Here is a 12,989-nt window from a genome sequence, read left to right as displayed (position 1 = left end):
GGGAGTTGTCCCCGGCCGAGCAGCGCCCGCGCGGACGCCTCGGCGTCAGACGGCGCCGGGCTCCCCGGCCAGCGGCGGGTGGGCGCGCGGCGGGGCGTAGCGCGGCACGTACTCCTGGCCGGTGAGCTTCTGGATCTCGGCCATCAGCTCGTCGGTCATCGCCCGCAGCGAGGTCCGGTCGTCGGACCGGCCGGTGAAGTCCAGCGGCTTGCCGAACCGTACGGTGATCTTCGCGCGGCCGGGCCGGGGCACCCGGGCGCCGATCGGCTGGGCCTTGTCCGTGCCGATCATGCCGACCGGGATGATCGGCACGCCGGCCGCCACCGCCAGCCGGACCGTGCCGGTACGCCCCCGGTAGAGCCGCCCGTCGGGCGAGCGGGTTCCCTCCGGATAGACCGCGACCAGGTCGCCACCCTGCAACGCGGGGATGGCGGCGTCGAACGCGGACAGCGCCGCGCGGCCGCCGGCCCGCTCGACCGGGATGGCCCCCAGGCCGGTGAGCACGAACTTGGAGAAGGCGCCCTTGGGCCCGGTGCCCTTGAAGTACTCCGACTTGGCCCAGAAGGCCAGGTGCCGCGGGACCACGGTGCCGAGGAAGAGCTCGTCGGCGACCGAGAGGTGGTTGCCCGCGAAGATCGCACCACCGGTCTCCGGGATGTGCTCCAACCCCTCCACGGTCGGACGGAAGGCCAACCGGAGCGCGGGCGCCACGGTGAGCTTGCCGATGGTGTAGAGCAGGGGCACTGGTCCTCCGGCGGTCGTACGTGAACAGGCGGTGTCACGGTAGCGGACGGGTACACGGAGCGCCGCGCGGGTGGCGGGCCGGCCGGCTGGTGAGCGGGCCTGTCGGGGCGCGGGCGGAGCCGGTGGCGGCGGGCCGGCGGAACACCGCCGGGCCGCCGCCGCCGTACTACCTCATACCCGGCGGACGGCCACCGTCACGCGCTCGCCCTCGCCGACCTCGCCGGCGAAGCCGTCGACGCCCTCGGCGAAGTCGACCGTGTCGGCCAGCACCTCCCGGGCCACGAAGTCGGTGTACGCCGACACCGCCGCGCGTACCTCGTCGGAGGCCGACACCGACACCACGATCCGGTCCGAGACGTCCAGGTCGGCGTCCCGGCGGGCCTGCTGCACGACCCGGACCACGTCCCGGGCCAGGCCCTCGGCGGCCAGCTCCGGGGTGACCTCGGTGTCCAGCACGACCACGCCCTCGCCGCCGGGCAGCGGCGTGGAGTGCTCGGCGTCGGCGGCGACCAGCCGCAGCTCGTACTCGCCCTCGGCCAGGGTGACGCCGGCGGCGACCGGGGCGCCGTCGACCAGCTCCCACTCCCCCGCCTTGACCGCCTTGATCACCTGCTGCACCGCCTTGCCGACCCGCGGGCCGAGCGCGCGCGGCACCACGGTCAGCACCTGCTGGCAGTACGCGGACACCTCGTCGGAGAAGACGACCTCCTTCACGTTGACCTCGTCGGCGACCAGGTCGGCGAAGGGCCGCAGCTTCTCCGCGACCGGGGAGGCCACGGTCAGCTTCGACAGCGGCAGCCGTACCCGCAGGCCCTTGGCCTTGCGCAGCGACAGCGCCGCCGAGGCGACCGCGCGCACGTTGTCCATCGCGGACACCAGCTCGTGGTCGGCCGGGAACTCCTGCGCCGACGGCCAGTCGGTCAGGTGCACCGACCGCTCGCCGGTGAGGCCACGCCAGATCTCCTCGGCGGTCAGCGGCGCCAGCGGCGCCACCACCCGGCAGAGCGTCTCCAGCACCGTCCACAGGGTGTCGAACGCCTCGGCGTCGCCCGACCAGAACCGGTCCCGGGAGCGACGCACGTACCAGTTGGTCAGCGCGTCCAGGTAGGACCGGACGGTGGCGCAGGCGCCGGAGATGTCGTACGCCTCCATCTGCGCGCCGACCGTCTCGACCAGCTCGTTCGTCTTCGCCAGCACATACCGGTCCAGCAGGTGGGTGGAGTCGGTGCGGCGCCGCGCGGAGTAGCCGTCGGCGTTGGCGTAGAGCGAGAAGAAGTACCAGACGTTCCACAGCGGCAGCAGCACCTGCCGGACGGCGTCCCGGATGCCCGCCTCGGTGACCGGCATGTCACCGCCGCGCAGCACGGGCGAGGACATCAGCATCCAGCGCATCGCGTCCGAGCCGTACGCGTCGAAGACGTGGTAGACGTCCGGGTAGTTGCGCAGGCTCTTGGACATCTTGCGCCCGTCCGAGCCGAGCAGGATGCCGTGGCTGAGGCAGTTGCGGAACGCCGGCCGGTCGAACAGCGCGGTGGCCAGCACGTGCATCGTGTAGAACCAGCCGCGGGTCTGCCCGATGTACTCGACGATGAAGTCGCCCGGGTAGTGGTGCTCGAACCAGTCCGCGTTCTCGAACGGGTAGTGCACCTGGGCGAACGGCATCGAGCCGGACTCGAACCAGCAGTCCAGCACCTCCGGCACCCGGCGCATCATGGACTTCCCGGTCGGGTCGTCCGGGTTCGGGCGGACCAGCTCGTCCACCGCCGGCCGGTGCAGGTCGGTCAGGCGTACGCCGAAGTCCCGCTCGATGTCGGCCAGCGAGCCGTACACGTCCAGCCGCGGGTAGTTCGGGTCGTCGGACTTCCACACCGGGATCGGCGAGCCCCAGAACCGGTTCCGGCTGATCGACCAGTCACGGGCGTTGGCCAGCCACTTGCCGAACGAGCCGTCCTTGATGTGCCCCGGCGTCCAGTTGATCTGCTGGTTGAGCTCGACCATCCGGTCCTTGAACCTGGTCACCGCGACGAACCACGACGACACCGCCTTGTAGACCAGCGGAGTGTCGCAGCGCCAGCAGTGCGGGTACGAGTGGGTGTAGGTGTCCTGCTTGAGCACCACCCCCCGCTCCTTGAGTTCGCGGATCACCGGCTTGTTGACGTCGAACACCTGCTCGCCCTGGTACGGCGGCACCAGTGCGGTGAACCGGGTGTGGTCGTCCACGGTGACGACGGTCGGGATGCCGGCGGCGTTGCAGACGTTCTGGTCGTCCTCGCCGAAGGCCGGGGCCAGGTGGACGATCCCGGTGCCGTCCTCGGTGGTGACGAAGTCCGCCCCGAGCACCTGGTACGCGTTCTCCCCGGCCTGCTCGACCAGGAAGTCGTAGAGCGGGACGTACCGGCGCCCGACCAGGTCCCGGCCGTACACCGTGCCGACCTGCTCGTAACCCTCCAGCTCCTTGGCGTACGCGGCCAGCCGCGCGGCACCCACGACGTAGCGGTCCCCGTCGCGCTCCAGCACCGCGTACTCGATGTCCGGGCCGACGGCGAGCGCCAGGTTGGACGGCAGGGTCCACGGCGTGGTGGTCCAGACGCCGAGCCGGACCGGCCCACGCACCAGCTCGGGGGCGGACTCGTCCGGGGTCAGCCCGAACCAGACCGAGAGGGTCGGGTCGTGCCGGTCCCGGTAGACGTCGTCCATCCGGGTCTCGGTGTTCGACAGCGGCGTCTCGCAGCGCCAGCAGTACGCCAGCACCCGGAAACCCTCGTAGACCAGACCCTTGTCGTGCAGGGTCTTGAAGGCCCACATGACGCTTTCCATGTAGTCCAGGTCGAGGGTCTTGTAGTCGTTGGCGAAGTCGACCCAGCGGGCCTGCCGGGTGACGTACCGCTCCCAGTCCTGGGTGAACTCCAGCACGGAGGTGCGGCAGGCCTCGTTGAACCGGGCCACGCCGAGATCGATGATCTCCGCCTTGCTGGTGATGCCGAGCTGCTTCTCGGCCACCACCTCGGCGGGCAGGCCGTGGCAGTCCCAGCCGAAGCGCCGCTCGACGTGCCGGCCGCGCATGGTCTGGTAGCGCGGCACCACGTCCTTGACGTACCCGGTGAACAGGTGGCCGTAGTGCGGCAGGCCGTTGGCGAACGGCGGGCCGTCGTAGAAGACGTACTCGTTCTTGCCGTCGGTGCCGGCCGGACGGGCCTCGACGCTGGCCTCGAAGGTCTTGTCGGCCGTCCAGTGCTCCAGGACCCGGCGCTCGACCGCGGGCAGGTCCGGGCTCGCCGGGACACCGGCGGCGGTCGGGTCGTGCATCGGATAGGCCATCGGGGGTCGCTCTCCTCGCGCAGCTCACTCATCTGTGGTCTGCGAGGACGAGCCTTCCGGGTACGCCTCGACGGCGTGCCCGAGCGGCCCGCGGTACCACCCCGCTTGGCGGTCGAGGTGCGACCGCCCGCTCGTTGGCCGGCTGTGACGGGCCGGACCCGTCCGGTTCTACTGGGCCGGTCACCCGGCTGTTCTTCCGGAGGCTCGCCGGTGATGGCCGGGTCATCGCCTTACGGTCGCCAAGCCTACTCGATCGGCGTCGAAGATCGCCCCCGAGTAATCCCACCGTCCCGGCCCGCGGCGACATGACCACCGTCACAGCGCAGGCCGTCACATCGCCGCCGCCGGGTTCCGTCGTACGGGTGAATTCGTACCTGCTGAGGGAGGCCGAGATGAGTCGGATCGACATGGCAAAGGTGGCGCCGGAGGCGTACCGGGCGGTGTTCGCGATGGAGAAGTACGCCCAGGCGAACGTCGACCACACCGTGCTGGAGCTGGTGAAGCTGCGGGCGTCGATGCTCAACGGCTGCTCGTTCTGCGTGGACATGCACAGCCGGGACGCGCTCGCCGCGGGCGAGGACAGCCGCCGGCTCTTCGCCGTCGCCGCCTGGCGGGAGGCGCCGTTCTTCGACGAGCGGGAGCGGACCGCGCTGGCGCTGACCGACGCGGTCACCCAGCTCGGCCAGCACGGCGTGCCGGACGAGGTGTGGGACGCCGCCGCCAAGGTGTGGTCGGAGAAGGAGCTGGCCGACCTGATCATCGCGATTGCGACAATCAACGTGTGGAACCGGATCGCCGTGACCAGCCAGACCCAGCCGCCGCTCGAGGTGTGACCACCAGCGGAGCGGCGCAGGCGGCCGGTGCGCTCACCGCGCACCGGCCGATGCTGCTCGGGCTGGCGTACCGGCTGCTCGGCAGCCTGCACGACGCGGAGGACGTGCTCCAGGAGGCGTACCTGCGCTGGCTCGACGTGGACCGGGAGTCGGTGGCCGAGCCGCGCCGGTACCTGTCCCGGGTGGTGACCCGGCTGGCCCTGGACCGGCTGCGCGCCCGCCAGGCGGCCCGGGAAACGTACGTCGGGCCGTGGCTGCCCGAGCCGGTGCCGACCGAGCCGTCCCCGTTCGGCCCGCTGGACAGCGCCGAGCTGCGGGACTCCGTGTCGATGGCGCTGCTGCACCTGCTGGAACGGCTCACCCCGCCGGAGCGCGCGGTCTACGTGCTGCACACCGCGTTCGCCGTGCCGTACGCCGAGATCGGCGACATCCTGGACCGGTCGGCGGCCGACTGCCGGCAGTTGCACCATCGGGCGGTCGCCCGGCTGGCCGAGGGCCGTCGGCGGTTCAACGCCGACCGGGCCGAGCAGCGGCGGCTGCTGGAGGCGTTCCTGGCCGCCGCCCGCGACGGCGACCTGCCCCGGCTCACTGAGCTGGTGGCGACCGACGCGGTGGCCTGGACCGACGGCGGCGGCGCGGCTCGGGCGGCGCGCAACCCGGTGCGCGGCGCGGACCGCATCGCCCGGTTCTTCGCCGGCATCTACGCCCGGCCGCGTGCCGTGACGGCGACGCCCGCCGAGCTGAACGGCCAGCCGGCGCTGCTGATCCGCTGGTCCGACGGGGCCCGCTACACGCTGACCGTAGCCACGGCCGACGGGCGGATCACCGGGTTCTATCTGGTTGGCAACCCGACGAAGCTGTCCCGGCTCCCCGCCTGAGACAGCGGACGGCCCCGACCCCGGTCCGGGTTCGGAGCCGGCGGCGGCGTTCAGCCCAGCTCGGGGAACCAGAGGCCGATCTCGCGCTTGGCGCTGTCGGTGGAGTCCGAGGCGTGCACCAGGTTCTCCCGGTTGGACAGGGAGAGGTCGCCGCGGATGGTGCCGGCGGCGGCCTTCCGGCCGTCGGTGGCGCCGATCATGCCGCGCACCACCTCGATCACCTGGTCGCCGGAGAGCACCAGGGCGACCAGCGGCCCAGCGGTCATGAACGCCTTCAGCGGCGGGTAGAACGGCTTGTCCACGTGCTCGGCGTAGTGCTGGTCGGCGAAGTTTCCGTCCAGCGTCCGGGTTTCCATCGCGTCAATCCGCAGGCCCTTGCGCTCGAAGCGGGAGACGATCTCGCCGACCAGGCCGCGGCGGACCGCGTCGGGCTTGATCAGTACGAGCGTGCGCTCATCCGGGCTGCTGCTGGACACGCTGGGTTCCTCCTGTGCGCGGAAGACGGCCGGGCTGGGTACGGTCAGCCTAGCGACCCGGTCCCGGCGTCGGCGCGGCGGCTGCTCTTTCCAGCGGCCGCCGATCCCGCCTAGCCTGGTCCTGACCCCTGGGAGGTCCACTGTGGCGAATGGCGGGAACCGCACCATCGCGCCGGTACGCAAGCTCATCGCCGCCGTCCTCGGCACCGTGGCGACATTCGTGGTCCTGTTCGGGCTGGGCATGACCAGTTGGTCGATCGTGGCCCTCGGCGTGGCCCTGCTGGTGCTGGCGATCGCCCTGGCCACCGTCCGCGGCGGCGGGCGCACCTGGGTGATCGGCGTCGGGCACGTGCACAGCGCCTCCGAGCCACCCACCCAGTACGCCTTCGGCCGCTGCGAGCTGCAACTGGTGATCGACGCGCCGGGCCTGCCGCCCCGCTCCAAGAAGATCATCGAGCCGCGGGTGCCGGTGTCCAAGTGGCCCTCGCTGGGGCAGACGCTGCCGATCCGGGTGGCCCTGGACGACCAGCGGCACGTCCGGGTGCTCTGGGACGAGGTCCCCACCCACGCGGAGAACGTCGCCGCCGCCGACCTGCCGCCCGAGTACGCCGACACCGAGCCGGTCGACGAGGTGCTCATCGTCCAGGAGGCCCCGCCGTGGGCCGGCCGTACGCCCGACGACGACTTCCACGACGACCTGCGCGACGAGTTCCGCGACCCGCCCCCGGCCGACCCGCTGCGCCCCGAGCCGGTGGTGCTGCCCGACGAGCGTGAACCGGTGGTGGTGCACCAGCGCCCCGGCGGTCCGGTCGTGCTCGAGGGCACCCTGGTCGAGCCCCCGCCGGCCGGCGGGCTGCCGCGCCGGGCCGCCACCACCCCGTCCCCCCGCCCGCCGGTGGACGAGCGCTTCGACGCCCCGGTGGTGGACCCGGTGGACGTGCCGCTGGACGACCCGGAGCCCCGGGACCGGATCGACCCCGACGAGCTGGACGAGGCGATCTTCGGGTACGACCCGGCGGCGGACCCGGTCGACCAGGGCGCCCCGATCAGCGGGGTCGGGCTGACCCTGCTGGTCACCGACCTGTCCCGGTCGCTGGACTTCTACCGGTCGCTGGGCTTCGGCGAGATCGACCGGGGCTCCGGCAACGCGGTGCTCGCCTCCGGCGCCACCCGCCTGGTGCTGCGCGAGGTCACCGGCGCCGCCCCGATCAGCCGCCGGCTGGTGCACGTCAACCTGGAGGTGGACGACATCGACGCGGCCTACCGGCGGCTGAAGGACTCCGGGGTGAAGTTCACCTACGCGCCCCGGGTGGTCAACCGGGGCACCAAGCTGGAGGTCTGGGCGGCCGCCTTCCGCGACCCGGACGGGCACGGCATCGCGCTCACCCAGTGGCGGGAGCGCGCCGAGGCCTGACGCCGGGCTCAGCCGAGGATGACCCGGCGGACGTGCAGGGCGTACGCCCAGACCAGCCCGAAGATGATCCCCAGCGCCAGCAGCGACCAGTGCAGCAGCCCGGAGAGCAGCAGCAGGCCCTGCACCACCGTGCCGGCCTGCCAGGCCCAGGGCCGCCCCATCCGGCCGGCCAGCACCACGCAGACGACGGCCAGCGCCACGATCGCCGCGATGGCCGCCCCGCTCAGGTCGCCGCCGACCACCCGGATGGGCTGGATGGCGAGCAGGAGCACCAGCGCCTCCAGGGCCAGCGTCCCGGCGCCCAGGCCGCGCACCGCCTTGTCGGGGTTGCGCAGCCCGGAGCGCCGCTCCCCCGGCGCGACCGGGTCGGCGACCGGGTCGCGGCGGTCCTCGTCGGGGGCGCTCATCGCTTGAGCAGCCGTCGGGCGTCGGCCACGGTCACCACCGAGCCGGTGACCAGCACGCCGACCCCGGACAGCTCACCGGGCACGTCGGACTCGGCCTCGGCGACGGCCGCCTCGATGGCGTCCGGCATCTCGTCGGCGACCTCCACCCGATCCGGCCCGAACACCTCGCGGGCCAGCGCGGCCAGCTCGTCGGCCGGCATCGCCCGGGGCGAGCTGTTGCTGGTCACCACCACCGAGTCGAGGACCGGCTCCAGCAGCTCCAGCAGGCTGCCCGCGTCCTTGTCGGCCAGCACGGCGAGCACCCCGACCAGCTTGCTGAACGCGAACTCCTCCTGCAAGGCGGTGACCGTGGCGGTCATCCCGTGCGGGTTGTGCGCCCCGTCCAGCAGGATCGTCGGGGCGGTACGCACCTTCTCCAGCCGGCCCGGCGAGCTGGCCGTGGCGAAGCCCTCGCGGACGGCCTCCACGTCGAGCTGTCGCTTCGTCCCGGCCCCCAGGAACGCCTCGACGGCGGCGAGCGCCACCGCCGCGTTCTGCGCCTGGTGCGCGCCGTGCAGCGGGATGAACACCTCCTCGTACACGCCGCCGAGGCCCTGGATGGTGAGCACCTGCCCGCCGACGGCGACGGCGCGGCGCAGCACCCCGAACTCGGTGCCCTCCCGGGCGACGGTCGCGCCGACCTCGACGCAGCGCGCCAGGATCGGGCGGGCCGCCTCGTCGTCCTGCGCGGCGCAGATCACCGTCGCGCCGGGGTGGATGATCCCGGCCTTGTGCAGGGCGATGTCCTCCAGGGTGTCGCCCAGCCACTCGGTGTGGTCCAGCCCGATCGGGGTCAGCACGGCCACCCCGGCCTGGAGCACGTTGGTGGCGTCCTCGGCCCCGCCGAGCCCCACCTCGACCACCGCGACGTCGACGGGCGCGTCGGCGAAGGTGGCGAAGGCCAGCGCGGTGGTCATGTCGAAGTAGGTCAGCGGCTCCGACGAGCGCTGGTCGACCAGTTCGGCCAGCGGCTTCACCTCGCGGTACGTGGCGACGAAGCGTTCCTCGCTGACCGGCTCCCCGTCCAGGGCGATCCGCTCCCGCACCGTCTCCAGGTGCGGGCTGGTGTAGCGGCCGGTGTGCAGGCCGAAGGCGCGCAGCAGCGAGTCGATCATCCGGGCCGTGGAGGTCTTGCCGTTGGTCCCGGTCAGGTGGATCGACGGGTACGCCCGCTGCGGGCTGCCGAGCAGGTCGAGCAGGGACTCGATGCGGTCCAGCTCGAAGACCATGCGGGTGAAGCCCCGCCCGGCCAGCTCGGCGTCGACGTCGGTGAACTCGGTGGGATCGGTGCGGTCGGTCACGAGGAAAGCCCCTCCAGGGCGGCGTCGATCCGGGTCAGGTCCGCCTCGGCCACCGCCAGCCGGTCACGGATCTTGGCGACCACCGGTTCGGGGGCCTTGCCGACGAAGGCGGGGTTGTCGAGCTTCGCCCGGGCCTGCGCGACCTCCTTCTCGGCCGCCGCGCGGTCCTTGGTCAACCGGGCCCGCTCGGCCGCCACGTCGATCGAGCCGCGGGTGTCCAGCTCGACGCTGACCTCCCCGGGCATGGCGAGGGTGGCGCTGGCCTGGAAGTCGCCGGCCGGGGCGTCGAGCCGGACCAGCGAGCGGATCAGCGGCTCGTGCGCCGCGATCCCGGCCACGGCCAGGCCGTCCAGCCGGGCCGCGACCCGCTGGGTCGGGCGCAGCCCCTGGTCGGAGCGGAACCGCCGGATCTCGGTCACCACCCGCTGAACGGCGCCGACCTCGCCCTCCGCGGCGTCGTCGATCCGGGTACGGTCGGCCACCGGCCAGGCGGCCGTCATCACCGTCTCGCCGCCGGTGAGCGCGATCCACAGCTCCTCGGTGACGAACGGGATGACCGGGTGCAGCAGCCGCAGCAGCTGGTCCAGCACGTGCCCGAGGACCCGTCGGGTGGCCTCGGCCGCCGGCCCGCCCTCGGCGAGCACCGGCTTGCTCAGCTCGACGTACCAGTCGCAGACGTCGTCCCAGGCGAAGTGGTACAGCAGGTCGCAGACCTTCGCGAACTCGTACGCCTCGAACTGCTCGTCCACCTCGGCGGTGACGTGCGCCAGGCGGGACAGGATCCACCGGTCGACCGTCGACAGCTCGGCGGCGGGCGGCAGCTCCCCCTCGGTGTGCGCGCCGTTCAGCAGCGCGAACCGGGTGGCGTTCCAGAGCTTGTTGCAGAAGTTCCGCGAGCCCTGGCACCACTCCTCGCTCACCGGCACGTCCTGGCCGGGGTTGGCGCCCCGGGCCAGGGTGAACCGGGTGGCGTCGGCACCGAACCGGTCGATCCAGTCCAGCGGGTCGACGACGTTGCCGAACGACTTGGACATCTTCTTGCCGTGCTCGTCGCGGACCATGCCGTGCAGGGCAACCACGTCGAACGGCTGCCGGCCGTCCATCGCGTACAGGCCGAACATCATCATCCGGGCGACCCAGAAGAAGAGGATGTCGTAGCCGGTCACCAGGACGCTGGTCGGGTAGAACTTCGCCAGGTCCGGGGTCCGCTCCGGCCAGCCCAGGGTGGAGAACGGCCACAGGCCGCTGGAGAACCAGGTGTCCAGGACGTCCTCGTCCTGGTGCCAGCCCTCGCCGGTGGGCGGCTGCTCGTCCGGGCCGACGCAGACGATCTCGCCGGCCGGGCCGTACCAGACCGGGATGCGGTGGCCCCACCAGAGCTGCCGCGAGATGCACCAGTCGTGCATGTTGTCGACCCAGGCGAAGTAGCGCTTGGCCAGTTCGGCGGGCTCGATCTTCACCCGGCCGTCCCGCACCGCGTCCCCGGCGGCCTTGGCCAGCGGGGCGGTGTTGACGAACCACTGCAACGACAGCCGGGGCTCGACGGTGGTCTTGCAGCGGGAACAGTGCCCCACCGCGTGCACGTACGGCCGCTTCTCGGCGACGATCCGCCCCTGCTCGCGCAGCGCGGCCACGATCGCCGGCCGGGCCTCGTACCGGTCCAGGCCCTGGAACGGGCCGTGGGCGGTAATGACACCGCGCTCGTCCATGATCGTCAGCGCGGGCAGGTCGTGCCGCTGGCCGATCTCGAAGTCGTTGGGGTCGTGCGCCGGGGTCACCTTCACCATGCCGGTGCCGAAGCTCGGGTCGACGTGCTCGTCGGCCACGATCGGGATCCGCCGGTCGGTCAGCGGCACGGCCACCTCGGTGCCGATGAGGTGCTGGTAGCGCGCGTCGTCGGGGTGCACGGCCACCGCGGTGTCACCGAGCATCGTCTCGGCCCGGGTGGTGGCCACCACCACCTCGTCGCTGTACCGGATCGAGATGAGCTCGCCCTCGTCGTCGGTGTGCTCCACCTCGATGTCGGAGAGCGCGGTCAGGCAGCGCGGGCACCAGTTGATGATCCGGTTGGCCCGGTAGATGAGGCCGTCGTCGAAGAGCTTCTTGAACATGGTCTGCACGGCCCGGGACAGGCCCTCGTCCATGGTGAAACGCTCGCGGTCCCAGTCGACCGCGTCACCGAGGCGGCGCATCTGGCCGAGGATGGCCCCGCCGGACTCGGCCTTCCACTGCCAGACCCGCTCGACGAACTTCTCCCGGCCCAGGTCGTGCCGGGACAGCCCCTCGCCGGCGAGCTGCCGCTCGACCAGGTTCTGGGTGGCGATGCCGGCGTGGTCCATGCCGGGCAGCCACAGCGCCTCGTACCCCTGCATCCGCTTGCGCCGGTTCAGGGCGTCCATCAACGTGTGCTCGAACGCGTGGCCCATGTGCAGGGAGCCGGTGACGTTGGGTGGCGGGATGACGATGGTGAAGGGCGGCTTGTCGCTCTGCGCCGACGCCCGGAAGTGGCCGGCGGCTACCCACTGCTCGTACCGTCGCTGCTCTACCTCGCCGGGCTGGTACTGGCCGGCAAGGGTCGGGGCGTCGGGGCGGCGGGCATCCAGTCTCTCGGTCACCCTGAAAGTCTACGGAGCGCTTCCGCGGACCCGACGTGCGCCACCTGTCATTCGCGTACGGTGGCGGACATGTCCGACGCACATCTCACCGAGCGTCAGCTCGACGAGGGGCCCGACCCGGTCGATCTGACCGACGAGCCGATCCAGCTGAGCCACCGGGACCCGGCGAGCGACCCGATCCGCCGGGCGCCGGCCTCCCGCCGTCGGCGGATCGTCCTGGCCGTGGCGCTCGCCGTCGGCCTGGCCGGCGCCGCCGCCCTGGGCACCGCCGGCTGGCGGGTGGCACAGCAGAAGGACACCCGGCTGAGTGCCCCGGACCAGGTCGCCGGGCTGACCCGCGACGACTCGGAGCGCGCCCGCAGCACGGCCGACTACCTGCGCAACGGGTTCGCCGCGGACATCGACCTGGACACCAGCTTCGGCACCGTCTACCGGGACCCGGCGGACGAGACCCGCGCGGTGCTGCTCTTCGGTGGCACGACCCTGCTCTGGCAGCCGGAACGCGACCTGGACAGCCTCTTCGGGCTGATGGCCGACGAGACCGGCCGGGTGGCCGGCCTGCGCGAGGTGCCCGCCGGCAAGCTGGGCGGGGTGATGAAGTGCGGCACCACCAGCGGGGACGGCGGTGACTTCGCCATCTGCGGCTGGGCGGACCACGGCAGCGCCGCGATGGCGATGTTCCCCAACCGCTCCGTCGACGACGCCGCCGGGGTGTTCCGTCAGATCCGCGAGGGCGTCCAGACCCGCGGTTGAGCCGTCGCGAAAGGGCCGTGGCGTCGAGCGACGCCGCGGCCCTTCTTCGTGTACGCCTCGCGCCCGGCGCGGTTTCCGGGGGTGGATATACCAATCAGGGCCACCCCTTGAAAGGGGTGGCCCTGATCGAATGGTTGTCCGGCGGTGTCCTACTCTCCCACACCCTCCCGAGTGCAGTACCATCGGCGCTGGAGGGCTTAGCTTCCGGGTT

Annotated in this window: 10 protein-coding genes and 1 rRNA gene; 4 read left to right on the top strand and 7 right to left on the bottom strand. The window is 72.4% G+C overall.

The features are described 5' to 3' along the window. Positions 1 to 45: 45 nt before the first annotated feature. Both ACTMS9_RS06565 and ileS read right to left on the bottom strand, forming a co-directional pair. Positions 46 to 744, bottom strand: coding sequence for a lysophospholipid acyltransferase family protein (locus ACTMS9_RS06565; protein ID WP_154942445.1), 699 nt, complete (start codon positions 742 to 744; stop codon positions 46 to 48). Between the two features lie 171 nt (positions 745 to 915). Then, the gene (gene ileS, locus ACTMS9_RS06560) at positions 916 to 4,062 is read right to left on the bottom strand and encodes an isoleucine--tRNA ligase (protein WP_441145884.1); all 3,147 of its coding nucleotides are present in this window, start codon (positions 4,060 to 4,062) and stop codon (positions 916 to 918) included. 392 nt (positions 4,063 to 4,454) lie between these two features. Between ileS and ACTMS9_RS06555 the strand changes: the two genes are divergently transcribed. Both ACTMS9_RS06555 and sigJ read left to right on the top strand, forming a co-directional pair. Further along, a complete protein-coding gene (locus ACTMS9_RS06555) occupies positions 4,455 to 4,895 on the top strand; it encodes a carboxymuconolactone decarboxylase family protein (RefSeq protein WP_441164448.1) in 441 nt (146 codons plus the stop codon). Continuing rightward, the gene (gene sigJ, locus ACTMS9_RS06550) at positions 4,892 to 5,773 is read left to right on the top strand and encodes an RNA polymerase sigma factor SigJ (RefSeq protein WP_441164447.1); all 882 of its coding nucleotides are present in this window, start codon (positions 4,892 to 4,894) and stop codon (positions 5,771 to 5,773) included. The genes ACTMS9_RS06555 and sigJ overlap by 4 nt, the downstream gene beginning before the upstream one ends. A gap of 50 nt (positions 5,774 to 5,823) precedes the next feature. Here the strand turns inward: sigJ and ndk are convergent, their stop codons facing one another. Then, positions 5,824 to 6,249 (bottom strand): nucleoside-diphosphate kinase, encoded by a 426-nt coding sequence (ndk, locus tag ACTMS9_RS06545; RefSeq protein WP_441145888.1) that lies wholly within the window; start codon positions 6,247 to 6,249, stop codon positions 5,824 to 5,826. A gap of 142 nt (positions 6,250 to 6,391) precedes the next feature. On the opposite strand from ndk, the gene ACTMS9_RS06540 reads away from it, so the two are divergent. Next, positions 6,392 to 7,663 carry a VOC family protein gene (locus tag ACTMS9_RS06540; RefSeq protein WP_441145890.1) on the top strand — a complete coding sequence of 424 codons (1,272 nt, stop codon included), beginning with the start codon at positions 6,392 to 6,394 and terminating at the stop codon, positions 7,661 to 7,663. 8 nt (positions 7,664 to 7,671) lie between these two features. On the opposite strand, the gene ACTMS9_RS06535 is transcribed toward ACTMS9_RS06540, so the two are convergent. The 3 genes from ACTMS9_RS06535 to ACTMS9_RS06525 form a co-directional block, all read right to left on the bottom strand. Continuing rightward, positions 7,672 to 8,070, bottom strand: coding sequence for a DUF4233 domain-containing protein (locus ACTMS9_RS06535; protein WP_441164446.1), 399 nt, complete (start codon positions 8,068 to 8,070; stop codon positions 7,672 to 7,674). Further along, positions 8,067 to 9,338 carry a bifunctional folylpolyglutamate synthase/dihydrofolate synthase gene (locus tag ACTMS9_RS06530; protein ID WP_441164701.1) on the bottom strand — a complete coding sequence of 424 codons (1,272 nt, stop codon included), beginning with the start codon at positions 9,336 to 9,338 and terminating at the stop codon, positions 8,067 to 8,069. Before ACTMS9_RS06530 ends, ACTMS9_RS06535 begins: the two co-directional genes overlap by 4 nt. Positions 9,339 to 9,406: 68 nt before the next feature. Next, positions 9,407 to 12,025, bottom strand: a complete 2,619-nt coding sequence (locus ACTMS9_RS06525; protein WP_441145894.1) for a valine--tRNA ligase — start codon at positions 12,023 to 12,025, stop codon at positions 9,407 to 9,409. Positions 12,026 to 12,094: 69 nt separating this feature from the next. Between ACTMS9_RS06525 and ACTMS9_RS06520 the strand changes: the two genes are divergently transcribed. After that, positions 12,095 to 12,778 carry a hypothetical protein gene (locus ACTMS9_RS06520; RefSeq protein WP_441145896.1) on the top strand — a complete coding sequence of 228 codons (684 nt, stop codon included), beginning with the start codon at positions 12,095 to 12,097 and terminating at the stop codon, positions 12,776 to 12,778. A gap of 136 nt (positions 12,779 to 12,914) precedes the next feature. On the opposite strand, the gene rrf is transcribed toward ACTMS9_RS06520, so the two are convergent. Next, positions 12,915 to 12,989: ribosomal RNA gene (gene rrf, locus ACTMS9_RS06515) — 5S ribosomal RNA — on the bottom strand; the annotation flags it as partial.

The sequence above is a fragment of the Micromonospora sp. L31 genome, from assembly GCF_052068075.1.
Lineage (GTDB): Bacteria > Actinomycetota > Actinomycetes > Mycobacteriales > Micromonosporaceae > Micromonospora > Micromonospora purpureochromogenes.
The sequence above is the reverse complement of the archived record's forward strand: the minus strand, read 5'-3'. Positions and strand labels throughout refer to the sequence as shown.

Bases quoted from the DNA above. Each gene is read 5' to 3' on its own strand.
- ileS (WP_441145884.1), bottom strand. From the start codon at position 4,062: ATGGCCTATCCGATGCACGACCCGACCGCCGCCGGTGTCCCGGCGAGC.
- ACTMS9_RS06555 (WP_441164448.1), top strand. From the start codon at position 4,455: ATGAGTCGGATCGACATGGCAAAGGTGGCGCCGGAGGCGTACCGGGCG.
- ACTMS9_RS06535 (WP_441164446.1), bottom strand. From the start codon at position 8,070: ATGAGCGCCCCCGACGAGGACCGCCGCGACCCGGTCGCCGACCCGGTC.
- ACTMS9_RS06530 (WP_441164701.1), bottom strand. From the start codon at position 9,338: ATGGTCTTCGAGCTGGACCGCATCGAGTCCCTGCTCGACCTGCTCGGC.
- ACTMS9_RS06520 (WP_441145896.1), top strand. From the start codon at position 12,095: ATGTCCGACGCACATCTCACCGAGCGTCAGCTCGACGAGGGGCCCGAC.